The sequence below is a fragment of the Actinomycetospora sp. C-140 genome, assembly GCF_054796175.1.
In genome coordinates this window covers 61,130-87,413 of the sequence record NZ_JBTWNF010000007.1, presented here as the reverse complement: position 1 = coordinate 87,413, position 26,284 = coordinate 61,130, and the positions used below count along the sequence as shown (strand labels likewise).

The window sequence follows — 26,284 nt, the reverse complement described above, 5'->3', positions numbered from 1 at the left end:
GGCGGTCGCCGCGTCACGGCGTGCGGATCCCGCTGAGCGGGACGGGTCAGGCCGGCCCGAGATCGGGGTCGGTGAGGTAGCGCGCCAGGGTCGGTCCGATCCAGGCGCGGACCGCGGCGCGGTCCATCGCGACGAGCGCGGGGGCGCCGAGGACGAAGCGCACGAACGCGAAGCCGAGGATCTGCGAGCCGACCAGCGCCGCCCGCTCGGCGGGACGGTCGACCGCGGCCGTCGCGAGCGCGGGGCCGGCCTGCTCGAGCAGGACCGCGAGGAGACGCTCGGCGGCCTCGGCGCTGGTGGCGGCCGCGCGCAGGAGGACCAGGAAGGTCGGGCTGTCGTCGAAGAGCTCGAAGAAGCGGTCGACGAGCGCGTCGGCGATCGCGTCGGGCCCGAGACCCGTCAGGTCGGGCAGCACCACCTCGAGCGCGGCGGCCTCCGCGAACAGCCCGGCCTTGTTCGTGAAGTAGCGCATGACCAGCGCGGGATCGACGCCCGCCTCCGCGGCCACCGACCGGATCGTCACGCGCTCGAAGCCGTCGCGGGCGAACTGCGCGCGCCCCGCGTCGAGGATCACGCGGCGGGTGCCGGCGGCGTCACGGGGTCGCGGAGTCACGGGTCGATCCTAAGTCCACGCATGTTGACTTGCTCGACCGAGCAGGCCTACCGTTCAAGTCAACAAGCGTTGACCCACGAGGAGGGGCCATGGACGTGACCGATGTCGTGGTGGTCGGCGGCGGCCCGACCGGGATGGCGGCGGCGGGGGACCTGGCGCGGGCGGGGCGGTCGGTCGTGGTGCTCGAACGGTGGCCGCAGCGGAACCCGGCGAGCCGCGCGTTCGCCGTCATGGCGCGCACCCTTGAGGTGCTCGACAGCCGCACCGTCGGCGGGCGCAGCGTCACCGCCGCGCTGCTCGACCGGGGTGCGCTCGTGCCGCGGGTCGACCTGTGGCCCGGGGCGGCCGTCCGGCTCGCGGACCTCGACTCCCCGTACGCGGGCGTGCTGGTCACCCCGCAGACGACCGTCGACCGGCTGCTCGAGGACCGCGCCCGGGAGGCCGGGGCGACGATCCTGCGGGGCCAGGAGGTCGTCGACCTCGCGCAGGACGCCGACGGGGTGACCGTGACGGCGCGGGCGGGGGACGGGGCGACGACCTGGCGCGCGTCGTACGTCGTCGCTTCCGACGGCGCGCACAGCACTGTGCGTGGGCTGGTCGGCGTCGACTTCCCGGGCCGCGCGGTGCTGTCGTCGGTGGTGCTCGCCGACGTCCGGCTCGCGCACCCGCCGACCGGCCCCGGCCTGACCCTGGGCAGCACCCCGGACGCGTTCGGGTTCCTCGCGCCCTACGCCGACGGCTGGTACCGGTCGATGACCTGGGACCGCCGCCGGCAGCTACCCGACGACGCCCCGATCGACGACGCCGAGGTCGGCGAGGTGCTCGGCCGGACCATGGGCCGCGACGTCGGCGTCCTCGACGTCAGCTGGCGCTCGCGCTTCCACTGCGAGGAGCGCCAGGTCGCCCGGTACCGCCACGGGCGGGTCCTCCTCGCCGGCGACGCCGCGCACGTGCACTCGCCGATGGGCGGGCAGGGCATGAACACCGGCATCCAGGACGCGGTGAACCTCGCCTGGAAGCTCGACGCGGTGCTCGGCGGCGCCGGCGACGCGGTGCTCCACAGCTACCACGCCGAGCGGCACCCGGTCGGCCGCCGCGTCCTGTTCCAGAGCGGCGCGATGATGCGCGCCGTCACCCTGCACCCGCGCCCGGCGCGGGCGGTGCGCAACGCCGTCAGCGGACGGCTGCTGCGGTGGCGCCCGTTCGCCGACCTCGTCGCGGGCAGCTTCTCCGGCGTCGGCCTGCGCTACCCGCGCCGCCGCGGCGAGCACCCGCTCGTCGGCACGCGCGCCGCGACCGTGCCGCTCACCGACCGCACCGTCGCGGCCCGCCTCCGCGACGGCGGGTTCCTGCTCGTGCGCGAGCAGGGCACGCCGGCGCTCGCCACGACGGCCCTCGCGCAGGCGGAGCGCGCCGACCCGGGGCCCGCCCTGCTCGTGCGCCCCGACGGCTACGTCGCCTGGGCGGGCCGCAGCAGCGACGACGGCTGGCGCCGCGCCCTCGCGGCGTGGACCGCACCGACCACCAGCAGAGAGGCCCTGCGATGACCATCCGCGTGCTCCAGACCGGGCTCGACCCCGCCGTGATCGACTTCGGCTCGCCCGACTTCGCCCGCTTCGAGGGCCTCACGCCGGAGGCCCTGCGCCGCGCCAACGACGACAACGTCGCGGGCCTGCGCGCGGCCGGGTTCGCCGTCGACAACATCCTGATCGACGCCGGCGAGACGGCCGTCGACGTGCTCCGCGACGCCGTACGCGCGACCCCGTACGACGCCGTGCTCATCGGGGCCGGGGTGCGCCTCGTCGCGGCGAACACCCAGCTCTTCGAGGCGATCGTCAACCTCGTGCACGCCGAGCTGCCGCACGCGCGCTTCGTCTTCAACCGCGGGCCGGACTCGACGCCCGACGACATCGCGCGCTGGTTCGCGTCGGCCGAGGCCGCGGGGCCGATCCGCTAGTGACCCGCCGGTCAGGGTGTGGCCGGTGCGACGAGGGAGACCGCGGCCATGGCGGTGTCGATCGTCGGGAGGTCCGCGTGGAGCCATCGGTCGCGCAGCGCGGCGAGGCGGTTCGCGGGCAGGGGCGGGTTGTGGGTGTCCTGCTGCGGCTTCGCCTCGCTGTGGATCGCCCACGCGAGCGCGATGTCACGGACGAGCGCTGTCCAGCGGTCCGCGTCGAGGCCGAGGACGATCATGCCGCGGCTCATCACGTACCAGCGCCGGTAGCCGATGGGCGGGTCGGTCGGACCCGAGATGTCCATCATGTGGACCTTGGCGTCGACAGGCCGGCGGTCGTCGAAGAGGTCGCCGTAGCCGAAGTGCTCGAACGCGAGCTGCAGGTCGTCAGCCGAGGCGAGATGCTTGTCGATGATTGCCAGCTGCGCCGTGGAGAGGGTCCGGAGAGATTCCTTCCTCGGGGAGATGGCGTGCGCGAACGACTGCTCGAACGTGCTCGTGGTCAGGGCGGCCCGGAAGGACGCGAACAGCACGTCGAAGTTGAACCCGAGTGCGACGTACGCCGCGGTCACCTCGTCAGACGGGTTGAAGTGGAACGCGTCGTCGAACTCGAACCAGAACTGCGTGAGCTCCTCGGGTGTGAGCGTCGTGGGCGTCGGCGCGGGCGTCGGGATCGGGTCGGGTGCCGGCAACTCGTTGCGCACGGGCGTCGCCGGGTCCAATGCGTCGATCGCGGCGAGCGTCGCCGCGGCGATGTCCGGGTCGAGGTCGGCCGGGACCTGGTCACCGAGCGCCGCGGTGGCCGCCTCGGCCTCGTGCACGAGAGCACGCAGGATGCGCAGCGTTCCGGCGAGGTCGTGTCCGGGCGCGTATCCCATGCTCAGCGGATCGAACGGCATGCCGACACCGAGGGCGGCGATCGCCTCGCCGAGCGGCAGAAGAGCGGAGGTCATGTTCTGGCGCGACTGGCTCCCGGGCCCCGGGTCCCCGCTCCGGTAGCTGAGGTCGAGGAGCATCAGGACGATCCAGTAGTGCAGGTCGGCGAGCCAGGCGAGCTTCCGTCGGCCCCCCTCGTCGGAGAGCTCCTGCGGGTGACCCGGGATCGCGCTGGGGTTCGAGCCGATGTCGCGGGCGGGGTACTGCGGATCGTCACGCGGCAGCCCCCAGGGGTTCGCGACGCCCGTGAAGCCCGGATGCGTGCCGAGGAAGACGGCCTTGAAGAACTCGAAGTGGCCGTGCTCGCCCTCGTCCCGAATCTTCTCGAGCGTGTCGGGCCACCGGGTCAGATCGGGAAGGCCCGGCGCGCCCGCGTCGATCACGGCCTGGGTCCGAACGATGATGTCGTGGTAGAGGCTGCCGATGTGGTTGAGGTGCTCGCCGGTCAGTAGTCCGTCGAGTGCGTCCAGGAAGGTCTGGGCCTCCGGTGTCGCGTTCCGGGGATCGGTCCGGTCGAGCGCCCAGGCCGGGGCTTCGGCGTAGACGTACTTGGCGAGCGTCACCCGTGACAACGGTTCCAGGGTGAACGCGAACGGATAGATGTCGGGCTCGTAGGGGAAGTCCTGCCGCACGAGATTCGGGGCCGCACCCAGATCGGCGAGCATGCGATTGACCTTCGCCAGGTGCTCCATCTCCTGGATGGCGACACCCATGAGGTGGTTCGCACTGCCGAGCGGGAATCCCTTGATCTTCGGATAGGCCGGGCTCACGGAGAACATCGCGTACAGGTATTGCACGAGCAGCGCATGCTCGATCTCCGAGGCCTCCCGCAGGAGCCGGATGAGCTCGAGGTACGGATCGGTGAAATCGCGGGCGATGGTGACCGTCCATGTCTCGGCTCCCTCGCCGGCAACAGCGGGCGGCGCGGATACAGCCTGGAGATGCAGCACAGCGGGCCTCCTTCGACCCTCGGGCGAGCGCCGGACCTGGCGCCCCGCGGCGGAGTCAGGGCAGCGTGACCGGGATGGGGTCGTTCGGGACGAGCGTCGCCACGGAGACGTGGGGCCAGCTGAGCCCGTTGAAGTTGAGGAGGACCTGCTGGGTGTACTGGATTTGGGTGTAGACGACCTCCTTCTCGGTGGGTGCCGAGGTGCCCTCCGCCGAGGTCACCGAGAAGGTCGCGACGGGGTCCCCGTGGCTCGCGTCGCCGTCGACGATCACCGGCTGGCCGGGATCCAGGGCCGGTACGGTGATCGTCTCCCGGATCACCTCGACCCAGAAGATCGCGCCCATCTGCGCCGCGTTCGCGTTCGCCTTGCTCGCGTCCGTCGCGTCGCCGAGCAGGAACGCGATGTTGTCCGTGCCGCCACCGAAGAGCGGAGCGTTCGGGTTCGTGTCGATGACGATGACCGTGGTCGCCGTGATGTCCTGCTGCTCGGCCCGCTGACGCATCGCGAAGGTCGGATCGGTGAGCAGCTCCTGGGTGATCCGGCCGGTGTCGATGAAGGCCTTCAGGTCCTGGGGGAGCCTGAAGGTGTTCGCGTTCGCGGCGGTCTGGCTCGGGAACTCGATCCCCTGCGTCTTCTGGTCTCCACCGATCGGGAACGGCGTGATGCTCACGGTGGCGATCTGCGGACGGCCAGACGGGGACGGGAAGGCCGTGCCCTGCGCCTCGATCGTGGTGCCGTGCGGGATGGACGCCATGCGCACGAACGACACGGCGTCGACGGCCGGGACCTCGGTGGCCGGCACGGCCAGCCAGACACCCGGCTCGAAGTGGATGCTCAGCGGCGTGTCGGGATCGTTGACGTCATTGATCGTCTGCACGTAGGGGATGCCGTTCAGATCGATGTCCCCCTGGGAGAACCCCCGGTTCGGAATCTTCCCGAGCGCGGGCGAGAACGACAGCAGCTCCTCGGTGAGGTTCAGCTCGAGGATGTTGTCGGCGGGACCTTCGGCGCCGGTCAACGTCGGGGTGGCGGCGTTCTGCGGACGGAAGATCGTGTTGAAGCCGGAACCCCGGAACTTCCCGGAGAAGCTCGAGATGGCGCCCAGGGGCGGCGGCGGGTCCTCCGCGGCCTGTCGGCGTGCGGCACTGTCCTGCGCCACGGGCACGGCGGTCCACTTGAATCCGCGGATCTGGTCGAGAACCGGTTCGGTCGAAACAGGGTTCGTCATGGTCGATCATGTCCTTCGTGGTGGCCGGCATCTCAATGCCGAAGGGCGCGCGAGAGCCCGACAAGAGCCTTTCGTTGCGCGCGCGAAACAACAGGCGCGCTGCGCCGAGAAAATTCCCCCCGTCGGACCGACGATTTCGATCGGTCGCTACGAAGCGTTCTCCCGATCTCGAGAACGCCGCAAGATGGATAACTCCATCGGAGCAGCGGTCGTCGAGAACCCGGCGTCCGGTGTGAACACCGTCGGTGGCGATCTCGTCACGCGTGGCCCCGGACAACGAGGCAATTCGGCGATTGTCGGCACACCGTTCCGCCCACCGGCGGATTCAGTGCGCGAATCGGACGCCGCGAATCAGAAGACGATCGTCGTCCCGCCCGTGACCACGACGCGGTCGTCGCAGTGCGCGGCGACGGCGCGGGCGAGCACCGTGCGCTCGACGTCGGCACCGCGGCGGGTGATGTCGACGACCGTGTCGCGGTGCGAGATGCGGGCGACGTCCTGCTCGATGATCGGCCCCTGGTCGAGGTCCTCGGTGACGTAGTGGGCCGTCGCGCCGACGATCTTCACGCCGCGGGTCTTCGCCTGCGCGTACGGAGCGGCGCCGACGAAGGCGGGCAGGAACGAGTGGTGGATGTTGATGGCCGGCACCCCGAGCGCGTCGAGGAACCCGCCGGTGAGGATCTGCATGTACCGCGCGAGGACGACGAGGTCTACCCGGCCGGCCAGCAGCTCGATCTGCTGCTTCTCGGCAACGTCCTTGGTCTCGGCCGTCACCGGGACGTGGGCGAACGGCACGCCGAAGCGGGCCACCTCGTCGGCGAGGTCGGGATGGTTCGACACGACCTGCACGATCTCCACCCCGAGCTCGCCGCGGCGGTGGCGCCACAGCAGGTCGAGCAGGCAGTGGTCGAGACGCGAGACGAAGATCGCGACGCGGGTGCGCCTTGCGGCCGCGCGCAGGCGGAACGTGATCTCCAGCGGCGTGGCGACCTCGTCGGTGAACTCCCGGGTCAGCTCGTCGAGCCGCGTCAGGAGCCCGGGCAGGCGGAACACGACCCGCGTGACGAACAGGCCGCCCGACGGGTCGGTGGTGTCCTGGTCGGACTGCACGATGTTGGCGCCGCGGGCGTGCAGGAACGCGCTGATCGCCGCGACCAGCCCGGGCCGGTCCCGGCACGAGACCAGCAGCCGGCCGAGGTCGGCGTCGGGAGCATCGGGTGTGGTCACGCGAGCCCCCGGAAGCCGGTGACCTCGAGACCCGGGAGTCGACGACCGGCGTCGAGGAGGGCGTCGGCCAGGTAGCGGCCGGAAGACCGCTCGCAGTGCAGGAGGTAGGAGCGCACCCCGCCATTGTCCGACGCGGCAGCTCCGCTGCGCTGCGTGCCGCCGAGGTCGTCACGCACGACGTCGGTGACCACCCCCGCGACCGACGTGCGGAACGCCGACCCGTCCGGGGTGACGGCGTCGGCGAGGTCGATCGCGCACACGCCCGAGAGCACTGTCGGCGCCGCGGCGCCGTGGAGGCGTACGAGGGCGCGGCCGTGGGTGAGGTCGAGGACCGACGTGAACTCGCCGGTGCCGGCCAGCCGCTGCTCGACCGCCGCCCGCAGCGCGCCGGCCGTCCCGGGGGCACCCAGCACGAGCCACTCGCCGGGCCCGGAACCGACGACCAGCACCTCCCCGGTGCGGAGGTCCACGCGGCGGGTGCGCCGGAAGCCGACGCCGAGCGCCTCCCGGCTCGCCCCGTCGAACGGCGCCCGCACGTGGATCTTCGCGAGCGGCGTCTCGTCGGAGAGGGTCAGCGGGCCGCCGGGCACGCGCGCGTCGACCTCCCAGCCGTCGCGCTCGGTCGCGGGCCCCGGCGGGATCGGGCTGCGGGCAAGGGGACTAGACACGCTGCCGGTCTCCTTCGGGGTCGACGTGGACGAGGCCGGTCACCTCGGCGGCGACGTCCCGTCCGTCGGGCAGGCGCACGGTGACGCGGGTGCCGACCTCGGCGAGCTCGCGGTCGAGCTGCGCCAGGCCGATCGCGCGCCCGAGCGTCGGGGACATGCGGCTGGACGTCACCCGACCCGCGATGCCCCCGTCGGCCCGGAGGATCTGGCTGGCCTCGGGCGGGACCACCGTCCCGTCGAGCGGACGCAGCCCGACCAGGCGCGGGTGGTTGTCGCGGCCCTGCTGCCAGCGCAGCTCGGGGAGCCCGACGAAGTCGTCCTTGTCGAGCTTGATCAGCCCGTCGAGGGCGGCGCTGAAGCCCTGCGTGAGCCCGTCGGTGTCCTGGGCGACGATCGCGTGGCCCTTCTCGAGGCGCAGGATGCGCTGGGCCTCGACGCCGAAGGGGCGCACCCCGAGGTCGGCGCCGTCGGCCACGAGCCGCTCCCACACGTGCAGCCCGTAGGACGCGGGCACGTGGATCTCGTAGGAGAGCTCGCCGGTGAACCCGATGCGCCACAGCACGCAGTCGGCGACCCCGGCCACGGTGCCGGTGCGCACGTTCATGTAGCCGAAGGCGTCCGCGGAGAGGTCGACATCGGTGAGCCGGGACAGCAGTTCCCGGGACCGCGGCCCGGCGACGTTGATGCTGGCGTAGGCGGTGGTGACCGGGGTGACGTGCACCTGCCACTCGGGGTGGGCGGTCTGCAGCCAGTTCTCGACCCACTCCCACACCGTCGCCGCGCCGGAGCTCGTGGTCGACATCAGGTAGTGGTCCTCGCCGAGGCGGCCGGTGACCCCGTCGTCGAGGACGACGCCGTCGTCGGCGCACATGACCCCGTAGCGCACGCGCCCGACGCCGAGCTTCGACCACTTGTTGACGTAGAGCAGGTTGAGCAGCTCCGCGACGTCGGGGCCGCGCAGGTCGAGCTTACCGATCGGGGTGACGTCGATGATCCCCACCGCGGTGCGCACGGCGGTGACCTCGCCCGCCGGGTCGCCGTAGTGCTCGGGGCGGATCCACTGCCCGGCCACCAGCGGCGTCGCGCCGTGGCGCTCGTGCCAGGGCTGCATCGGCGAGTAGCGCACCGGTTCGCGCGGCCGCCCGGCCAGCGCGCCCAGGGTCACCGGGGCGTAGACGGGACGCCAGGTCGTGGTGCCGGTCTCGGCGATGCTGCGGCCGGTGGCGTGCGCGACCAGCGCGACCGCGTTGACGGTCTCGAGCTTGCCCTGGGTGGGGCCCATGGTGACCGTGGTGTAGCGCTTGGCCAGCTCCACCGAGTCGTAGCCCTCGGCGACCGCGGTGGTGATGTCCTTGGCCGAGACGTCCTCGCAGAAGTCGACGAACCCGCCGGTGCCGGCGGCGAACAGCTCGGGGTGGGGGCCGGGTCGCAGACCGGGGACGGTGACGGCGGCGGACCCGCCGGTCGCGCGCCGGGCGGCCTCGCGCCCCACGGCGTCGGCGTGCTCGACGAGCTGGTCGACCGTGCCGTCGCCGACGATGCCGCCGGCGGCGAGGACGTTCGCGGGCATCCGGTCGGGGTCGGGCACGAAGCGGGCGGCGGCCGGGTCGTAGACCGGGCGGTCGCCGGACTGGTTGAGCAGCGAGGTCGGTGCGGTCCAGCCGGTGGCGGTGACCAGCAGGTCCGCCTCGATGCGCCGGCCGTCGGTGGTCTCGACCGCCCGCAGCCCCCCCCGGCCGTGGGCGCGCGCGACCCCCTGCTGGCGGCGGGCGTCGAGGACCGCGGCGACCTCGACGCCGGCGGCCTCGAGGTCGGCGACGGTCGCGTCGCCCTCGGGGTTCGCCGACATCACCACGGCGCGCGCGCCGGGGCGCACGGCGTAGAGGTTGACCAGCCGGCGGGCCGCGGTCGAGAGCATCACGCCGGGCAGGTCGTTGCCGGCGAAGACGTAGGGACGCTCGATCAGCCCCGGCGCCACGACCAGCATGCCCGCGCGGGCCTTGACCAGGCGTTCGGTGATCCCGGGCAGGCTGCGCTGCACGATCGGGATCCAGTTGTCGTCGAAGCGGCCGGTGACCACGGCGTCGGTGAGCACCTCGATGCCCGGCTCGGCCGCGACCTGCGCCCGCAGCTCGCGCAGGCGGGCGAGCGCGGCGCCGTCGCCCCACCGCAGGTGCCCGCCGAGCTGGTGCTCCTCCTCGACCAGCATCACCGACGCCCCGGCTCGCGCCGCGGCGACGGCAGCCGCCATCCCGGCCGGGCCCCCGCCGGCGACCACGACGTCGGGGTGGGCGTGGCGCTTGTCGTAGTACGCGGCACCGGGGTCCGGGGTGATCGCGCCGGCGTGCACGAAGGTCCGCAGGACCTTCTCGTAGAGCGGCCACAACGGCTCGGGCTTGATGAAGGTCTTGTAGTAGAAGCCGGTCGCCAGGAACCGCCCGGCCAGCCCGTTCGCGGCCTTGAGGTCGAAGCGCAGCGAGGGCCAGGTGTTCTGCGACGACACCGCCATGCCGGCCTGCAGCAGCCGGTGCGCGCCGCGCACGTTCGGCTCGTCGCCGACCTGGAGGAACGCGCCCGGGTCGAGGAAGTCGGCGGTCAGCAGGCCCCGCGGCCGGTGGTACTTGTAGCTGCGCGAGAGCACCCGCTCGCCCGCGGCGGCCAGCGCCGAGGCGATCGTGTCGCCCGGGTGCCCGGACAGCGGCCGTCCGTTCCAGGTGAACGACACCGTCCGCGTCCGGTCGATCACCTCGCCCGCGCGGTGTCCCAGGCGCTGCGAGGTCGGGGCCGCGGTGCGACGCGTCGTCGGCAGGATGCTCATCAGGAGATGCCCTCCGCAGTCGTGCCGGTCGCCGTGTCCTTCGCCGCGCGGACTTCGTGGGTCACCGTGTGCCGCTCGACGGTGAGGAACCGGCGGCAGCCCGCGGCGTGGTACCAGGTCTCGGTCGACCAGCCCGCGGGGTTGGTGTGGAAGTACAGGTAGCGCCGCCACTCCTCGGGCGACGCCGTGGCGGGGTCGGGCCGCCGCCCGGCCTCGCCGCCGAAGCGGAACTCGGTGGCGTTGCGGGGCCCGCACCAGGGGCAGGGGAGCAGCATCACGGTGATCGCCTCCGGCGACGCGAGGGGAGGGTGCCTAGTGGCCGACGGCGGCGGCGCCCTTCTCGCCCACCAGCCGGCCCGAGAGGAACCGGTCGAGCCCGAACGACGAGATGATCTCGGGGGGCTTGCCGGTGGCCAGGCACGCGGCCATGGCCTCGCCGGACACCGGTCCGGCCTTGAACCCGTAGGTGCCCCAGCCGACGTCGACGTAGAAGCCCTCCACCGGGGTCGGACCCATGATCGGCGAGTAGTCCGGGGTCATGTCGCACAGCCCGGCCCACTGCCGCAGCAGGCGCATCCGGTGCAGGGCGGGCATCAGCTCGAGCACGTGCCCCGCGATGCCCTCGGTGAACTCCAGCGAGCCCCGCATCGAGTACGACGCGAACGGGTCGACGCTCGCGCCGAACACCAGCTCGCCGCGGTCGGTCTGGGACACGTAGACGTGCAGCGTCCCCGAGACCACCACGGTGTCGAGGAACGGGCGCACCGGCTCGGTGACCGCGGCCTGCAGCGGCGAGGTCTGCACCGGCATCGCCACCCCGGCCATGTCCGAGATCAGCGTCGACCAGCCCGCGGTCGCGTTGAGCACCACCGGCGTCGCGATCCGCCCGCGGTTCGTCTGCACGCCCGTCACCCGGCCGCCGGAGACGTCGATCCCGGTGACCTCGGTCTGCTGGTGGATGTGCGCCCCGTGCGCGTCGGCGCCGCGCGCGTAGCCCCAGACGACGGCGTCGTGGCGCACGATCCCGCCCGGCGGGTGGTAGAGCGCGCCGAGGATCGGGTAGCGGGTCTCGTCGGAGACGTCGAGGTAGGGCACGAGCTCGGCGATCCGGTCCGGCCCGATCACCTCGGAGTCGACGCCCTGGAGCTTGTTGACCTCGGTGCGCCAGTGCATCGTGCGCAGCGAGGCGTCGTTGTGCGCCAGCGTCAGGTGCCCCCGCTGGGAGAACATGACGTTGAAGTTCAGGTCCGCGGCGAGGTGCTCGTAGAGCTTCACCGACCGGTCGTAGAACCGGACGCCCTCGGGCGTGAGGTAGTTCGAGCGCAGGATCGCGGTGTTGCGCCCCGACCCGCCGCCGCCGACGTAGGACTTCTCCAGCACCGCGATGTCGCGCATGCCGTGGTCGCGGGCCAGGTAGTACGCCGTGGCGAGGCCGTGCACCCCGCCCCCGATGATCACCGCGTCGTAGCTCGACCGCAGCTCGTGCTCGTGCCAGGCGCGCGGCCAGTCCTCGTGCGTCAGACCCCGCCGCAGCAGGCTCCACGCCGAGTAGCCGCGCAGCTTGTCGGGATGTCCGTGTCCGTTGCCGCCGCTCAACCGGGTCTCCTCAGGCCTGCGTCAGGTAGCGCCGGACCTCCCAGTCCGAGACCGCCGCGTGGTAGTCGTCGAACTCCTGCTGCTTGACCGCCGCGAAGTAGTCGACGAAGTCGCCGCCGGAGGTCTTGCCGAGCGCGGCGCGCAGGACGTCGTCGGCGACGAGCTCCTCCACCGCGCGGTCCAGGGTCTTCGGGAGGTGCTCGATGCCGCGGGCGCGGACCTCGTCGGTGTGCACCGTGAAGAGGTTGTCGTCGGTGCGCGAGCCCGGGTCGATCTCCCGGTCGATGCCGTCGAGGCCGGACGCGAGCAGCACGGTGGCGGCGAGGTAGGGGTTGGCCGAGCCGTCGACCCCGCGGTGCTCGATGCGCCCGCCCTCGGGGATGCGCAGCATGACCGACCGGTTGTTGCCGCCGTACGCGACGTAGGCCGGCGCCCAGGTCGACCCGGAGGTCGGGGCGCCCACCCCGATGCGCTTGTACGAGTTGACCGTGGGGCAGATGATCCCGGCCGACGCACGTCCGTGCTCGATCAGCCCGCCGAGGTAGTGGTAGCCGAGGCGGGAGAGCCCCATCGCATCGGCGCCGTCGTCGAAGAGCTCCCGGCCGTCCGAGGTCCACAGGCTCTGGTGGATGTGCATGCCGTTGCCGGTGATGTGGCGCAACGGCTTGGGCATGAACGTCGCGACGTAGCCGGCGTCGTGCGCCAGCATGTGGACCATGTAGCGGAAGAAGATCGCGCGGTCGGCCGTGGTCAGCGCGTCGGCGTACTCCCAGTTGTTCTCGAACTGGCCGTTGCCGTCCTCGTGGTCGTTGGCGTAGTTGCCCCAGCCCAGCGCGTTGAGGTTGCGGGACACCGTCGAGAGGTGGTCCCACATGCGGGTCAGGCCCTTGACCTCGTAGCAGGGCTTCTCCGCGGTGTCGTCCGGGTCGGCCGGGCCCAGCGTCCCGTCCTCCCCGCGGCGCAGCAGGCTGTACTCCAGCTCGGTGCCGGTCTTGAACACCCACCCGCGCTTCGCGGAGAGCTCCTCGAGCGCGCGGCGCAGGATGACGCGCGGCGCGTACGGCCACGGCTGCCCGTCGACGTGCGGGTCGCAGTGCACCACCGCGACGCCCGGCTTCCAGGGCAGCGGGGTGTACGACGCCGGGTCGGGCACGGCGAGCACGTCGGGGTCGGCCGGCGACTGGCCGAGGTCACCCGCGGCGAAGCCCGCGAACCCGGCGCCGCCGTCCATGAGCAGGTCGAACGACGAGAACGGCACCGCCTTCGCGCACGGCTTGCCGTGGAGATCGACGAACAGCGCCAGGAAGAACTCGATGCCGTCGGCCTCGGCGCGTTCCCGCAGGTCGTTCCGTGCATCGGCCATGCCGACCTCCCAAGGTTTGGACTTGGAACCATTGGTCAGGCAACACGGCCGCGCGGTCGAGTGTCAACCCCGTCACACCTGCCTGCGGAGCGTGGTCGGCGCTCCAACACGCACGGTGACGGGGCGCGGTACCCTCGCGCCATGGCCCGGCAGGTCACCACCACGACGCTGGCCCAGGCCGTGGCGGATCACCTGCGGATGCGCATCCACCGCGGCGACGTCAGCCCGGGCGAGCGGCTGCCCCCCGAGCGCGATCTCGCCGAGCAGCTGGGCATCGCGAGGATCAGCCTGCGCGAGGCGATCCGGCTGCTCCGCGAGGACGGCTACGTGGAGGTCCGGCGGGGGTCGACGGGCGGCACGTACGTCACCGAGCTGCGCCGCCCGGCGGAGGCCTGGCGGTCCCGGATGCGCGAGCAGGCCGGCGAGATCGACGACATCGTCGACTTCCGCATCGCCCTGGAGACGCGCACCGCCGCGCTGGCCGCCCAGCGGCACACCGAGGCCACGCTGGCCCCGATCCGGGAGTCCCTCGGCGCGCTGCGCGGGGTCATCGGCCGCACCGCCTTCCGCCAGGCCGACTCGCGCTTCCACGTCGCGCTGGCCCGCGCCGCCCGCAACGAGCGCCTCGCCGACGCGGTCGAGACCGCCCGCGGCGAGCTGTTCAGCCCGCGCGACCTGCTGCCGTTCCGGGAGCCGGTCGAGGAGACGCTGCGTGATCACCAGGCGATCTACGAGGCGGTCCGGGCCGGTGACGCCGAGGCGGCGGCCGAGGCGATGCGCGCCCACCTCGAGGGGGCGCGCCGCCAGCTGCGGATCATCGTCTTCGGGGTCGAGGACGGGCTCGAGGACGGGGCCGGGAACGGTGCCGGCGACGACGGCGGGTGGCCGCCCGCCTGACCGGCGGTCCTTCATGTGGGCTTGACACGCTGTGGCGTGGGTCTCGTACTGTCCCTCCGTCCTTGGTCTACCGATGAGACCAAACAACGGACCCGTCCTCGAGCCGTGCCCCACGACGGGCACGGACTGCGACCGCACGACGCCGGAGCACGCCGCCGCGACCGTCCCCGGACGCGCCGCCCGCGGGCAGCCGCCGTCCGCGGGTGCGCAGCGAACGGAGGCACGATGAAGAGCCTCGACGACCGCATCGCGGCGCTGGTCCGCCGCGACCGACTCCTCGCCCTCGGCTGCACCGTCGCCATGTGGGTGGTGCTGGTGTTCGTCCTCGTCGCCGCGGCGCCCACGGTGCCGGGCACCCCCTTGTTCGTGGTGCTCACCGTCGCGCTGGTCGCCCTCGGCGGGCTGAACACCGCCTCGGCCGCGGCGCTGATCCGGCGCTACCGGGCGGCCCGCGACCAGGTCTACCGCCCGGACATCGAGCACCTCGACGCCCGCAAGGCCGCCCGCGCGGGGGGCACGTCGTGAGCGGGGAGGCCGGCGACGCCGGCACCCCGCCCGCACCGCCCACGCCGTCCCGGAGCGCGCCCTACGAGCCGCCCCGGCAGTCCGTGCGCGGCCAGCTCCTCGACGCCGTCGTCGTCCTGGCCCTCATCTTCGTGACGCTCTTCGCGACGACCTACATCAGCGGGTCCGAGGACGAGACCCAGACGCAGACCCGGCCGCTGGCCGAACTGCCGGTGACGCCGGGCGAGCGCACGCAGTACCAGAAGATGATCGACACGGGGGTCGCCGACCTGCCGACGATCTCCGCGGGCGTCGAGGCCAACCAGCCCTCCGCCGACAAGTACGACATCGACGTCCTCGCGCTGCTGGGGACCGTCGTGCTCCTCGCCCTCTACCTCGGCTTCGTCTACCGCGTCTCGTTCCGCGAGTACCGCGAGGTGGTCGAGGAGAAGTTCGGGCCCGGTCCGACGGGAGGCCGCTCATGAGCTCCGTGGCCGTGGTGGAGCTGATCGCGTGGGTGCTCAGCGCGCTCATCGCCGGCTGGCTCGTGCTCGACATGCTGAAGGTCGGCCGCCGGCACGACGAGGCGTCGCTCGTGAACGCCCCCGACCCGCTGGACGACCCGCCCGCCGCTGACGGGACGGAGGTGAGGTCGGCATGAGCGCCACCGAGGACGTCCCGACCACGGCATCGGCGACCGAGGCCGCCCCTGGCGCCGAGCGCCCCGCCCTGCGCAAGGTCCTGGCCCCGATGCACATCTGGGCGCTCGGCGTCGGCATCGTGCTCGTCGGCGAGTTCATGGGCTGGAACTTCGCGGTCGAGAAGGGCGGCATGTACGGCGCCCTGGTCGCCTGCTGGGTGGTCGGCCTGCTCTACACCTGCATCGTCATGATCAATTCCGAGGTCACCTCGGCGATCCCGGCGGCCGGCGGGCAGTACGCGCAGGCCAAGCACACCGTCGGGCCGCTGATGGCGTTCAACGTCGGGCTGTACCTGACGCTCGCCTACACGATGCTCGAGGCGGCCAACGCCAACGTGATGAGCTCGCTGCTCACCGCGCTGTCCGGACTGCTGGGCAGCGAGCAGGAGCTCTCGCCGTACCCCTTCGCGGTGCTCGCGGTCCTCGCGCTCGCGTTCCTCAACTACCGCGGGGTGTTCGCGTCGCTGACGCTCAACCTCGTCATCACGGGGTTCGCCTTCGTGACCATCCTCGTGCTGTTCGTGGGCCTGCAGGGATGGTCGCCGGGCGCCGAGCTCGACCTGGCCGGCCTCGCGGGCGACGTGACGAACTCGCTGCCGTACGGCTGGATCGGCGTCATCGCGGCCTTCCAGTTCGGCATGTGGTTCTACCTCGGGATCGAGGGCACCGCGCAGGCCGCCGAGGAGTGCCGCTCCGCGCCGCGGTCGGTGCCGCTGGGCAGCCTCGCCGGGATCATGACGCTGATCATCGCCGCGTCGCTGACCTGGTACGTCTGCGCCGGGACGCTGCCGTGGCACTATCTCGGGACGGCGATCACCCCGCTGTTCGACGCGGCGCTGGTGTCCGGTCACGGCGTGCTCGTGGTGCTGCTCCTGTTGGGCACGCTGTGCGCGACGCTCGCCTCGGCCAACGGCTGCATCAACGACGCCTCGCGGGCGTGGTTCTCGATGGGCCGCGACCGCTACCTGCCGGAGTGGTTCGGCGCGGTGCACCCGCGCTACCACACGCCGTTCCGGTCGATCGTGTTCCTCGTGCCGGTGGCGATCGCGTTCGCGCTGCTCCCGGTGCTGCTCGACCAGCCGACGCTGCTCTCGACGGTGATCACCTTCTCGATCCTGTCGGGGCTGCTGATGTACAGCTTCATGGGGCCGAGCTTCATCCGGTTCCGGAGGCTGTGGCCGCTCGGCACGATCCCGCGGGCCTACACGCTGCCGCTGCACCCGGCACCGGCGATCGCCCTGGTGGCGCTCGCGGCGGTCGTGTTCTTCGCGACCTTCCTCGGGTACGGCGTCGCGCTGCTCTCGATCCTGTCGTTCTACCTGCTCGCGTCGATCTGGTTCGTGCTGCGCCGGTACAAGTACGTGCGGCGCGGCGGGCAGTTCACCGCCGACCTCCCGCGGCCGCAGGGGTACTGATGGGCACCACGGTTCTGCTGGTGGTCGCGGCGGCGGTCGCGGCCCTGGTCGTGCTGCAGCGCCGCGCGCGGCGGCGCGACGCCGCGGAGCGGATGCGGCTCTTCGACCGGGTCGTGCCCCTGCTCGACGGGGCCCGGAGGCACGGCGACGGCGTCGACGGCCACCCGGTGCTGACCGGGCGCCTCGACGGGCGGCCCGTGACGCTGCGGCCGATCCTCGACTCCGTCGCGCTGCGCAAGCTGCCGGTGCTGTGGGTCGAGGTCGTGGTGCACCGCTCGCTCGACGTCGGGGGCACGCTGAACGTGCTCCTGCGGCCCCAGGGCACGGAGTTCTTCTCGCCCGACGCCGGGTTCGCGCACGAGATCCCCGCGCCGCCGGACGTCCCGCGCCCGGTGCGGGTCTCCTGCGCCGCCCCCGAGGGCGTGCCGCCGACGCGGGTGCTCGCCCCGGCGGCGGGCCTCCTGGCCGACCCCGCGTGCAAGGAGCTCGCCGTCGGGCGGGGCGGGGTGCGGGCGGTGCTGCGCGTCGCGGAGGCCGAGCAGGCGAGCTACCGGACCACCCGCCGGGTGGTCTTCGACCGGCCGCGCCTGGAGCCGCAGGCGCTGGTCGAGGCGGTCGCCGTGCTCGACGCGGTCGGGGACGCGGTCGCCGAGGTGAGCCGCGAGGAAGTGAGGTCGTCATGAGCGTGCGTCCGTGGATGGTGCTGCTCGTCGCCGTCGTGCTGCCGGGCTGCGGCCAGGTCCTGCTCGGGCTGCCGCGGCGCGGGCTGATGTTCGCCTTCTACACCGTCCTGATGGGTGTGATCACCTGGCACCTCGCCCCGCCGACCGCGTCGTTCGTCGGGCACCTCGCCGGCGGGCTCTTCGTCTACGCGATCAGCATCCTCGACGCCTATCTGTGGGCGCAGCGGCGTGCGACGGCGTCCGCTCTCGACGTCTCCCGACAGGCAACGTAGTTTCGTCTCGGTACGCCCATCCCGGTCCTCCGACGCAGGAAGGCTGAGCTCTGCATGTGCGGCATCATCGGTCTCCACCTCCGCGACCCCGCGCTCCGACCGGAGCTCGGCCGGCTGCTCGACGACATGCTCTGCGGTGTCTCCGAGCGCGGACCCGACTCCGTCGGCGTCGCCGTCTACGGCGACGAGACCCGCAACCCTCCGGGGCAGGAGGCGGTCTCGGTCCTGCGGGCGCCGGGCGATCTCGACCGGGCGGTCGCGGCCCTGCTGCCCGGCAGCCCCGCCGTCACGGCGACCCCGGCCGGGGACACGACGGTGCTCACCGCGCCGGTCGGCGGCGAGGCCCTCGCCGCCGCGGTCCACGCCGCCGCCCCCGACGCGCTCGTCGTCGGCCGGGGCGACGACGTCGTGGTCTACAAGGGCGCGGGCCACCCGTCGGACCTCGCCCGGACCTATGGCCTGCGCGACGTCGCGGGCTGGCAGGGCCTGGCGCACACCCGCATGGCCACCGAGTCCGCGATCAACCCCGAGGGCTGCCACCCGTACTCGGTGGGTCCGAACCAGTGCCTCGTGCACAACGGCTCGTTCTCCAACCACGCGACGATCCGCCGCGAGCTCGAGCGCCAGGGCGTCACGTTCGACTCGGAGAACGACACCGAGGTCGGCGCGCGCTTCGTCGCGTCCTGCCTGGCCGAGGGCGACGACCTCGAGAAGGCCCTGCTGCGGCTGGGGGAGACGTTCGACGGCTTCTACACGCTGCTGGTCACCACCGCCGACGGCTTCGCCGTGGTCCGCGACGAGATCGCCTGCAAGCCGGCGGTGATCGCCGAGCACCCGCGCTGGGTGGCGATGGCCTCGGAGTTCCGGGCCCTGGCCGAGCTCCCGGGCATCGGCGAGGCCCGCATCTTCGAGCCCGACCCGGGCAGGGTCTACACGTGGCGGCGCTGAGCCGCGCCGAGGCCGGGGAGCGGGACCCGGCCCGGCCCGTGACGATCGACCTGCACGACGTGGGGGTGCGCGCGCTCAACACCGAGCTGCACGCCCCGAGCGCGTCGTCCTACGAGGTGCTCAACCCGCAGGGCGCGCACTCGATCGCCGCCGGCATCCACGACGAGATCGACGTGCACGTGCGCGGCCACGCCGGCTACTTCTGCGCCGGGATGAACCAGCGCGGTCACGTCGTGGTCGACGGGTCGGTGGGCACGGGCGTCGCCGAGAACATGATGTCGGGCTCGGTGCGGGTCCGCGGCGATGCCTCGCAGTCGGCCGGGGCCACCGGGCGCGGCGGGCTGCTGGTCGTGGGCGGCAGCGCCTCGATGCGTTGCGGGATCTCGATGAAGGGGATCGACATCGTGGTGGGCGGGTCGGTGGGCCCGATGAGCGCGTTCATGGCCCAGGCCGGGCGGCTGGTGGTCTGCGGTGACGCGGGCGACGGGCTCGGGGACTCGATCTACGAGGCGCGCCTCTACGTGCGGGGCAGCGTCGGGGCGCTGGGCGCGGACTGCGTCGAGAAGGAGATGGGCGACGAGCACCGCGCCGAGCTCGCCGAGCTCCTCGCCGCCGCCGGTCTCGACCACGACCCGGGCGAGTTCCGCCGCTACGGCTCGGCCCGGCGCCTGTACCACTTCACCAGCGAGCACACGGGGAGCTACTAGTGCAGGATCCGTCGGAGCGGGGGCTGCGGGAGTCGGCGACGTTCGACCGCGCGAGCATCGCCGCGATCCAGCACGCCGCGCGGACCGGGGTGTACGACATCCGGGGCTGGGGCGCGAAGCGCGCCGTGCCGCACTTCGACGACCTGTTGTTCCTGGGGGCGTCGATGTCGCGCTATCCGCTGGAGGGCTACCGGGAGCGCTGCGACACCGATGTGGTGCTCGGTGATCGGCACGCCACCCGTCCGCTGCACCTCGACATCCCGGTGACGATCGCGGGGATGAGCTTCGGGGCGCTGTCGGCGCAGGCGAAGGAGGCCCTGGGGCGGGGTGCCTCGGAGGTGGGGACCTCGACGACGACCGGCGACGGCGGGATGACCGACGAGGAGCGCGGCGAGTCGAAGACGCTGGTCTATCAGCTGCTGCCCAGCCGGTACGGGATGAATCCCGACCACCTGCGCGCCGCGGACGCGATCGAGGTGGTGCTGGGTCAGGGCGCCAAGCCCGGCGGGGGCGGGATGCTGCTCGGGCAGAAGATCTCCGAGCGGGTCGCGGGGATGCGCACCCTGCCCGCCGGGATCGACCAGCGCTCGGCGTGCCGGCACCCGGACTGGACCGGCCCCGACGACCTCGCGATCAAGATCGGTGAGCTGCGCGAGATCACCGACTGGGAGAAACCGGTCTATGTCAAGGTCGGCGCGACCCGCACCTACTACGACGTCAAGCTCGCCGTCGCTGCCGGCGCCGACGTGGTGGTCGTGGACGGGATGCAGGGCGGCACCGCGGCCACCCAGGAAGTGTTCATCGAGCACGTCGGCATCCCCATCCTGGCCGCCATCCCCCAGGCGGTGACGGCGCTGCAGGAGCTCGGGATGCACCGGAAGGTGCAGCTGATCGTCTCCGGGGGCATCCGCACCGGCGCCGACGTCGCCAAGGCGATGGCGCTCGGCGCCGACGCCGTGGCGATCGGGACCGCGGCGCTGATCGCGCTCGGCGACAACGACCCCCACTACGCCGCGGAGTACGAGGCCATCGGGTCCGCGGCGGGGTTCTACGACGACTTCCAGGACGGCCGCGACCCGGCCGGGATCACCACCCAGGACCCCGAGCTGTCCGCCCGGCTCGACCCGGTCGAGGGCGGGCGGCGGGTCGCGAACTACCTGCGGGTGCTGACCATGGAAGCCCAGACCCTGGCCCGGGCGTGCGGCAAGGCCCACGTGCAGCACCTCGAACCCGAGGACCTCGTCGCCCTGACCATCGAAGCCGCCGCCATGGCCCGCGTCCCCCTCGCGGGCACCGACTGGATCCCGGGCCGGGGGTTCTGACCAGGGCGGTCACGCACCCACCGCGGCGCCGGTCGGACGCCAGACTGTGCCGCGCCGCTCGAGTCGGATGATCTGTTCCACGGCGTGGGCGACCTGCGGGCCGACCTCCCGCTCGAGCAGGTGGAGGGCCATGTCGATGCCGCACGTGACGTTGCCGGCGCTGACCAGGTCGCCGTCGTCGACGACCCGCGCGTCGATCGGCCGGGCCGCGGTGCCCGCGAGGTCGGCGCCTCGCTCGTGGGTGACCAGCGGCCGGCCGTCGGCGAGCCCCGACCACGCGACGATCAGCGACCCGCCGCAGACGGTGGCCACGGTCGTGCCGTCGCGATGCGCGGCCTCGCGCAGGGGGCCGGCGAGCGGGCCCGCCGTGGCGCGGGCGAGCAGCTGCCCGATGCCTCCGTCGGCCTCGGGGTCCAGCGTGATCGTGCCGGCGACGCCGGGGATGACGACGACGTCGGCGGACGGGTCGAGCGCGGCCGTCGCGGCGAGCGCGACCCCGGCCAGCCCGCTCTCGACCTGCCGTGGCCCCTCGGCGCTGACGAGCTCGACGGTGACCGCACCGCCCGACACCCCGGCGCCCGCGCGGAACACCTCGAAGGGACCGAGGACGTCGAGGGGATCGAACCCGTCGATGAGCACCACCTGGACGCGCATGCCGCCTCCCGCTGTGTTTCAGCCTGGCTGGAACTAGTTACAGTGCGACTGTAACCGACGAGCGAGGGACCCGTGAGCGAGCCACCGATCAGCCCGGCGTTCCTGCTGATGAACCTCGGCCGCCACATCCGCGAGCGGGTCGAGGACGGCCTCGCCGCGGAGGGCATCGCGATGCGCCATTTCTCGGCCCTCGGGCACCTCGCCGCGCACCCGGGGGTCTCCTACAGCGAGCTCGCCCGCCGGGCCGGCGTCACGCCGCAGAGCATGCAGTCGACGCTCACCGCCCTGGAGCAGCGCGGTGCCGTCGCCCGCGACACCGACCCGGGCCGCGGACGGACGGCGGCGCTGCACGTCACCGCGGAGGGCCACCGGCTGCGCGAGGCCGGGCGCGAGGTCGTCGCGGGCGTCGACGACGACCTCCGCGCCCAGCTCGACGACGAGCGCCTCCAGGTCATGACGGAGGCTTTGCTCGCGCTGTTCCGCGGCGACGGCGACTGAGCCCGGCGCAGCACGAGCACCGCGAGCCCGGGAAGCGTCGAGACCAGCGTCAGCACCCCGAAGGCGACCGACACCGCGAGCCCGGTCCCCGCGCCGAGCCCGGCGGCGCCGAACGCCACGGCGGCGGTGGCCTCGCGGGGGCCCCACCCGGCGAGGTTCAGGGGCAGCCCCGCCGCGAGGAGCGACAGCACCAGCAGCGGCACCAGCTCCCCGGGCGCCGCCCGCACCCCGACCGCGGACGCCGCGACCGCCAGCAGCCCGACGTGGCCCGTCATGGCGACGAGGGACAGGCCGGCGACGGCCGGCCCGGTCCGCAGGGTGCCGAGGCCCTGCCTCGTCCCGGCCCGCGGGCCGGCGGCGAGGGCGAGCAGGCCGCGCCGCAGGCGGGGGACGCCGGCGAGGCCGAGCAGGGCGACACCGACCGCCGCGACGGCGACGGCCGCCGGCGCCGATCGCCCGATGTCGGCGAGGACGTCGCCCGCCGTCCCGGTCAGCACGTCCCGGACCGGCCCCGGCCTCGCGAGCACGACGGCCGAGCCGACCACGACGACGACCACCTGCCCGGCCGTCCGCTCGAGGACCACGGCCCGGGCCGCGCCGCCCCCGTCACCCACGCGCCGGCCGTGGTCGACGGCGCGGTGCACGTCGCCGAGCGCCCCGCCCGGCAGGACCGCGTTGAGGAACTGGGCGCGATAGCAGTCGCCCAGCGCGGCGCCGAAGCGGATCGGCAGACCCAGCCCGCGGGCGACCACGCACCACCGCGCCGCCGACGCCGCGGTCGTCACCAGTCCGACCCCGAGGGCGGCGACGACCGCGCCGGGTGACACCGCGTCGACGCCCGCGAGCACCGCCCCGGTGCCGAGGTGCGCGACCACGGCCAGGACCACCGCGATCCCGGCGACCAGGTGGAGCACACGGAGCGGCACATCCCTGATCACGGCCTCCGTGCCCCGGTGGTTCAGCGGGGCCGGCGAGCACCGCCCGGGTGGGCGGGCGGGGCCGTCATCGCCCGGTCCCGGTGACGAGCCGCTGCGTGCTGCGGCGGAACGCCCAGAAGACGACGAGGCCGGCGAGCACGGTCAGCGGCAGGCCCATGGCGATCTTGGCGACCGCCAGCCAGCCGGTGGCGTCGGCGAGGTAGAGCCACTGGGTCACGACGAAGCGGGCGGCGAACACCGCGGCCGCGGCGAGGGTAGCGACGTCGTGGGCGCGCCGGGTCGGGCGGTCGTCGCGCCACGCGTGCCGCCGGCCGTGGACGAGGTTCCAGACCACGCCGGTGATCGGGCGCCGGATCAGCACCGAGCCGAGGGTGACGACCGTCCCGGCCAGTGCCGCCCAGATGCCCACGAGGAAGAAGCCCGATGCCGACCCGACCCACGCGGCGATGCCGCTGGCGACGGCGACGGCGAGCACCCCGCCGATCGCGGTCGAGAAGGCCTCGCCACGCAGCAGCCGGATGACCGTGATGAGCACCGCCGCGCCGACGGAGACCGCGATCGCGAGCGTCAGGCCGGCGACCGCGTTGGCCACGGCGAACGCTGCGACCGGCACGTTCGACCAGAAGAAGCCCCACTTCCCGCCGAGCTGGTCGAGCACGGTCGGCCGGGGCGCCGGTATCCGCTCGGTGGCGGCGATCTGGTCGATCGGCGCAGCCGGGACCGCCACGGGCCGGGTGACGTCGGCACCGTCGGGGGAGGGGCAGGCGGTCCGGCGAGCGTCCTGGCAGAGGTCGTGTCCCATCGGTTCCGGCTCCTTCGTGGTCGGCAGGTGAGCTGCGACCAGCGAAAGGTGTGCCGTGGCGGCATGCTCAAGGCCGACGTGACCGCCGTCACCGCAGGAGCGACCGGACGATCAGGGCGGTCCGAGCGGTCCGTCGGGTCCCCGGCCCGCCCACGTCCACGCGTAGCGCCCGTCGTCGGCGGCGAGCCCGCCCTCGCCCAGCTCGAGCGGGCGGAAGGTGTCGACCATGACCGCGAGCTCGTCGAAACGCTCCGCGCCGAGCGCCCGCTCGGTGGCTCCCGGCTGCGGGCCGTGGGAGTGCCCGCCCGGGTGCAGGCTGACCGAGCCGAGCCCGATGCCCGAGCCCTTGCGGGCCTCGTAGTCGCCGCCGCAGTAGAACATGACCTCGTCGGAGTCGACGTTCGCGTGGTAGTAGGGCACCGGCACCGCGAGCGGGTGGTAGTCGACCTTGCGTGGCACGAAGTTGCAGATCACGAGGTTCGCGGCCTCGAACACCTGGTGCACGGGCGGGGGCTGGTGCACCCGCCCGGTGATCGGCTCGAAGTCGGCGACGTTGAACGTGTACGGGTACAGGCAACCGTCCCACCCGACGACGTCGAACGGGTGCGTGGGCACGACGTAGCGGGTGCCGGCGATCCCGCCCCGCGCGTCGCGGTGCTTGACCAGGACCTCGACGTCGGCCTCCTCGACCACCACCGGGTCGTCGGGTCCGTGCAGGTCGCGCTCGCAGTACGGAGCGTGCTCGAGGAACTGCCCGTACCGCGAGAGGTACCGCGCCGGCGGCCGGACGTGCGAGTTCGCCTCGATCACGTAGCAGCGCAGGGGCGCGTCGCCCGACGGCAGCCAGCGGTGCGTCGTCGAGCGGGGGAGCACGACGTAGTCGCCGGCGGTCACCGCCAGCGTGCCGAACACCGTCTCGACCCGGCCCTCGCCGGCCTCGACGTAGACGCACTCGTCGCCGACGGCGTTGCGGTAGAGCGGCGAGGTCTCGCCCGCGACGACGTAGGAGATGCGGACGTCGGCGTTGCCGAGCACGAGGCGCCGGCTCGTCACGGGGTCCGCGGACTTCCACTCCTGGCCCGGGAACAGCTCGTGCAGGGCGAGGTGGCGCGGGAGCAGCGGCTGGTTCATCGAGGTGGTCAGGTCGCCCGGTGTCCACGGCGTCGCGTCGACCACCGCCGAGGGGATCGCGACGTGGTAGAGCAGCGACGAGTCGGAGCTGAAGCCGTCCTCGCCCATGAGCTCCTCGGCGTAGAGGGCGCCCGAGGGGGCACGGTGCTGGGTGTGCCGTTTCTCCGGGACGTCCCCGACCCGTCGGTAGAAGGGCATGTCCGTCTCCTCACCAGCGCAGGGGTAGGCGCGTGACGCCGTGGATGAAGTTCGAGGTGAGCCGGCGGGGCTCCCCGTCGAGGCCCACCTCCGGGAGCGCCCCGACGAACGCCGTGAAGAACGCCCGCAGCTGCAGGCGGGCGAAGTGGGCGCCGAGGCAGAGGTGCGGACCCTGCCCGAACGCGAGGTGGTCGCACGGGTCGCGGGTGACGTCGAAGCGGAACGGGTCCGCGAAGTGCCGCTCGTCGTAGTGGGCCGAGACGTAGTAGACGACGACCTTGTCGCCGGCGGCGATCTCGGCCCCGCCGAGGGTGGTGTCCCGCGCGGCGGTGCGGCGGAAGGTGAGCACCGGCGGGTGCCAGCGCAGCATCTCCTCGATCGCGGTCGGGAGGAGCTCCGGCTCCGTCCGGACACGGCGGTACTGCTCGGGGTGCTGCACCAGCGCCAGCACCCCGCCCGGCAGCGCCGAGCGCACCGTGTCGTTGCCCGCGATCGTGAGCAGGAAGAAGAACATCTGCAGCTCGGTGTCGTCGAGGGATTCCCCGTCGACCCGGGCCTCGACCAGGGCGGTCATGACGTCGTCGGCCGGGTGGCGGCGCTTGTGGTCGGCGAGCTCGCCCGCGTACGCGAACATCTCGGCGAGCATCGCCGGCGACCGCGGGTTCACGGGCTTGCCGTGCTCGTCGCGGACGACGTCGGCGTGCTCGGGGTCCTGGTAGCCGATCACGCGGTTGGTCCAGGCGAGCAGCAGGCCGCGATCGGACTCCGGGACGCCCATGAGCTCGGCGAGGTTGGTCAGCGGGAAGTCGTCGGTGACCTGGGACGGCAGGTCGCAGCGGCCGTCGCCCGCCACCTCGTCGATCAGGCGGCGCGCGCGGGCCGCGACGTCGTCGGCGAAGCGCTCGAGCCGGCGGCGGGTGAACGCCGCGGTGACCAGCTTCCGGAGCCGCCCGTGCTCGGGCGGGTCCATGTTGAGGATCATCCGCCGGATGAACGGGAGGTCGCCGGGCTCGGGGTCGCGGATCTGCGTCGCGCCCAGCGAGGAGCTGAACACCTCGGGCGTGCGCAGCACGGAGCGGACGTCGTCGTAGCGGGTGACGGCCCAGAACCCGGGCCCCGCCGGCCACTCACCGACCGCGTGCTCGTCCTGCCACGCCACCGGCTCCTCGTCGCGCAGCCGCCGCAGCGCCTCGTGCGGGACGCCGCGCGCGAACACCGCCGGGTCGAAGACGTCGACGTCGCTCACCCTGCGATCGTGGCAA

The 26,284-nt window shown here is 73.2% G+C and carries 26 protein-coding genes and 1 pseudogene; 13 read left to right on the top strand and 14 right to left on the bottom strand.

What is annotated here, in order from left to right; all coding sequences use genetic code 11:
* Positions 1-46: 46 nt before the first annotated feature.
* Entirely contained in the window at positions 47-613 is a 567-nt protein-coding gene (locus ACR9E3_RS13690; protein WP_460380828.1) for a TetR/AcrR family transcriptional regulator, read from the bottom strand.
* An 89-nt stretch (positions 614-702) separates the two neighbouring features.
* On the opposite strand from ACR9E3_RS13690, the gene ACR9E3_RS13685 reads away from it, so the two are divergent.
* Both ACR9E3_RS13685 and ACR9E3_RS13680 read left to right on the top strand, forming a co-directional pair.
* Positions 703-2,160, top strand: a complete 1,458-nt coding sequence (locus tag ACR9E3_RS13685) for an FAD-dependent oxidoreductase (RefSeq protein ID WP_460380827.1) — start codon at positions 703-705, stop codon at positions 2,158-2,160.
* The gene (locus ACR9E3_RS13680; protein ID WP_460380826.1) at positions 2,157-2,570 is read left to right on the top strand and encodes a hypothetical protein; all 414 of its coding nucleotides are present in this window, start codon (positions 2,157-2,159) and stop codon (positions 2,568-2,570) included. The genes ACR9E3_RS13685 and ACR9E3_RS13680 overlap by 4 nt, the downstream gene beginning before the upstream one ends.
* An 11-nt stretch (positions 2,571-2,581) precedes the next feature.
* Here the strand turns inward: ACR9E3_RS13680 and ACR9E3_RS13675 are convergent, their stop codons facing one another.
* The 8 genes from ACR9E3_RS13675 to glnT all read right to left on the bottom strand — a co-directional run bounded on the left by ACR9E3_RS13675 (position 2,582) and on the right by glnT (position 13,353).
* The gene (locus tag ACR9E3_RS13675) at positions 2,582-4,453 is read right to left on the bottom strand and encodes a ferritin-like domain-containing protein (protein ID WP_460380825.1); all 1,872 of its coding nucleotides are present in this window, start codon (positions 4,451-4,453) and stop codon (positions 2,582-2,584) included.
* Positions 4,454-4,508: 55 nt separating this feature from the next.
* Entirely contained in the window at positions 4,509-5,681 is a 1,173-nt protein-coding gene (locus ACR9E3_RS13670; RefSeq protein ID WP_460380824.1) for a heme-binding protein, read from the bottom strand.
* A 351-nt stretch (positions 5,682-6,032) separates the two neighbouring features.
* On the bottom strand, positions 6,033-6,908 hold the full coding sequence (gene purU, locus ACR9E3_RS13665) for a formyltetrahydrofolate deformylase (RefSeq protein ID WP_460380823.1): 876 nt from the start codon (positions 6,906-6,908) through the stop codon (positions 6,033-6,035).
* Positions 6,905-7,576, bottom strand: coding sequence for a sarcosine oxidase subunit gamma (locus ACR9E3_RS13660; protein ID WP_460380822.1), 672 nt, complete (start codon positions 7,574-7,576; stop codon positions 6,905-6,907). The genes purU and ACR9E3_RS13660 overlap by 4 nt, the downstream gene beginning before the upstream one ends.
* The gene (locus ACR9E3_RS13655; protein ID WP_460380821.1) at positions 7,569-10,394 is read right to left on the bottom strand and encodes a 2Fe-2S iron-sulfur cluster-binding protein; all 2,826 of its coding nucleotides are present in this window, start codon (positions 10,392-10,394) and stop codon (positions 7,569-7,571) included. The genes ACR9E3_RS13660 and ACR9E3_RS13655 overlap by 8 nt, the downstream gene beginning before the upstream one ends.
* Complete coding sequence (locus ACR9E3_RS13650) at positions 10,394-10,669, bottom strand: sarcosine oxidase subunit delta (protein ID WP_460381008.1); 276 nt, start codon at positions 10,667-10,669, stop codon at positions 10,394-10,396. Before ACR9E3_RS13650 ends, ACR9E3_RS13655 begins: the two co-directional genes overlap by 1 nt.
* A 37-nt stretch (positions 10,670-10,706) precedes the next feature.
* Positions 10,707-11,990 carry an FAD-dependent oxidoreductase gene (locus ACR9E3_RS13645; protein ID WP_460380820.1) on the bottom strand — a complete coding sequence of 428 codons (1,284 nt, stop codon included), beginning with the start codon at positions 11,988-11,990 and terminating at the stop codon, positions 10,707-10,709.
* A gap of 10 nt (positions 11,991-12,000) precedes the next feature.
* Entirely contained in the window at positions 12,001-13,353 is a 1,353-nt protein-coding gene (glnT, locus tag ACR9E3_RS13640) for a type III glutamate--ammonia ligase (protein WP_460380819.1), read from the bottom strand.
* A 141-nt stretch (positions 13,354-13,494) separates the two neighbouring features.
* Here glnT and ACR9E3_RS13635 point away from each other — a divergent pair, with 141 nt between their 5' ends.
* The 10 genes from ACR9E3_RS13635 (at position 13,495) to ACR9E3_RS13590 (ending at position 20,801) form a co-directional block, all read left to right on the top strand.
* Entirely contained in the window at positions 13,495-14,250 is a 756-nt protein-coding gene (locus ACR9E3_RS13635) for a FadR/GntR family transcriptional regulator (RefSeq protein ID WP_460380818.1), read from the top strand.
* 225 nt (positions 14,251-14,475) lie between these two features.
* On the top strand, positions 14,476-14,775 hold the full coding sequence (locus ACR9E3_RS13630; protein ID WP_460380817.1) for a hypothetical protein: 300 nt from the start codon (positions 14,476-14,478) through the stop codon (positions 14,773-14,775).
* Positions 14,772-15,239: a hypothetical protein gene (locus ACR9E3_RS13625; protein WP_460380816.1), complete on the top strand. Its 468-nt coding sequence runs from the start codon at positions 14,772-14,774 to the stop codon at positions 15,237-15,239. Before ACR9E3_RS13630 ends, ACR9E3_RS13625 begins: the two co-directional genes overlap by 4 nt.
* On the top strand, positions 15,236-15,415 hold the full coding sequence (locus ACR9E3_RS13620) for a hypothetical protein (RefSeq protein ID WP_460380815.1): 180 nt from the start codon (positions 15,236-15,238) through the stop codon (positions 15,413-15,415). Before ACR9E3_RS13625 ends, ACR9E3_RS13620 begins: the two co-directional genes overlap by 4 nt.
* Positions 15,412-16,869 (top strand): APC family permease, encoded by a 1,458-nt coding sequence (locus ACR9E3_RS13615; protein ID WP_460380814.1) that lies wholly within the window; start codon positions 15,412-15,414, stop codon positions 16,867-16,869. Before ACR9E3_RS13620 ends, ACR9E3_RS13615 begins: the two co-directional genes overlap by 4 nt.
* Entirely contained in the window at positions 16,869-17,552 is a 684-nt protein-coding gene (locus tag ACR9E3_RS13610) for a hypothetical protein (protein ID WP_460380813.1), read from the top strand. The genes ACR9E3_RS13615 and ACR9E3_RS13610 overlap by 1 nt, the downstream gene beginning before the upstream one ends.
* Entirely contained in the window at positions 17,549-17,824 is a 276-nt protein-coding gene (locus ACR9E3_RS13605; protein ID WP_460380812.1) for a hypothetical protein, read from the top strand. Before ACR9E3_RS13610 ends, ACR9E3_RS13605 begins: the two co-directional genes overlap by 4 nt.
* 54 nt (positions 17,825-17,878) lie before the next feature.
* Positions 17,879-18,772, top strand: coding sequence for a class II glutamine amidotransferase domain-containing protein (locus ACR9E3_RS13600; RefSeq protein WP_460380811.1), 894 nt, complete (start codon positions 17,879-17,881; stop codon positions 18,770-18,772).
* Positions 18,760-19,479 carry a glutamate synthase gene (locus tag ACR9E3_RS13595; RefSeq protein WP_460380810.1) on the top strand — a complete coding sequence of 240 codons (720 nt, stop codon included), beginning with the start codon at positions 18,760-18,762 and terminating at the stop codon, positions 19,477-19,479. Before ACR9E3_RS13600 ends, ACR9E3_RS13595 begins: the two co-directional genes overlap by 13 nt.
* On the top strand, positions 19,479-20,801 hold the full coding sequence (locus tag ACR9E3_RS13590) for an FMN-binding glutamate synthase family protein (RefSeq protein WP_460380809.1): 1,323 nt from the start codon (positions 19,479-19,481) through the stop codon (positions 20,799-20,801). Before ACR9E3_RS13595 ends, ACR9E3_RS13590 begins: the two co-directional genes overlap by 1 nt.
* A gap of 9 nt (positions 20,802-20,810) precedes the next feature.
* Here ACR9E3_RS13590 and ACR9E3_RS13585 read toward each other — a convergent pair whose 3' ends face one another.
* Positions 20,811-21,455: a DJ-1/PfpI family protein gene (locus ACR9E3_RS13585; protein ID WP_460380808.1), complete on the bottom strand. Its 645-nt coding sequence runs from the start codon at positions 21,453-21,455 to the stop codon at positions 20,811-20,813.
* Positions 21,456-21,563: 108 nt separating this feature from the next.
* Here ACR9E3_RS13585 and ACR9E3_RS13580 point away from each other — a divergent pair.
* Positions 21,564-21,731 (top strand): annotated as a pseudogene (locus ACR9E3_RS13580) (MarR family transcriptional regulator); the annotation flags it as partial.
* Here the strand turns inward: ACR9E3_RS13580 and ACR9E3_RS13575 are convergent.
* The 4 genes from ACR9E3_RS13575 to ACR9E3_RS13560 form a co-directional block, all read right to left on the bottom strand.
* Positions 21,677-22,867 (bottom strand): lysylphosphatidylglycerol synthase domain-containing protein, encoded by a 1,191-nt coding sequence (locus ACR9E3_RS13575; RefSeq protein ID WP_460380807.1) that lies wholly within the window; start codon positions 22,865-22,867, stop codon positions 21,677-21,679. The pseudogene ACR9E3_RS13580 and the gene ACR9E3_RS13575 overlap by 55 nt on opposite strands.
* Before the next feature lie 88 nt (positions 22,868-22,955).
* Positions 22,956-23,693 carry a DUF3159 domain-containing protein gene (locus ACR9E3_RS13570; protein ID WP_460380806.1) on the bottom strand — a complete coding sequence of 246 codons (738 nt, stop codon included), beginning with the start codon at positions 23,691-23,693 and terminating at the stop codon, positions 22,956-22,958.
* 111 nt (positions 23,694-23,804) lie between these two features.
* On the bottom strand, positions 23,805-25,022 hold the full coding sequence (locus ACR9E3_RS13565; RefSeq protein ID WP_460380805.1) for a cupin domain-containing protein: 1,218 nt from the start codon (positions 25,020-25,022) through the stop codon (positions 23,805-23,807).
* Positions 25,023-25,032: 10 nt separating this feature from the next.
* A complete protein-coding gene (locus ACR9E3_RS13560; protein WP_460380804.1) occupies positions 25,033-26,268 on the bottom strand; it encodes a cytochrome P450 in 1,236 nt (411 codons plus the stop codon).
* Positions 26,269-26,284: the final 16 nt, after the last annotated feature.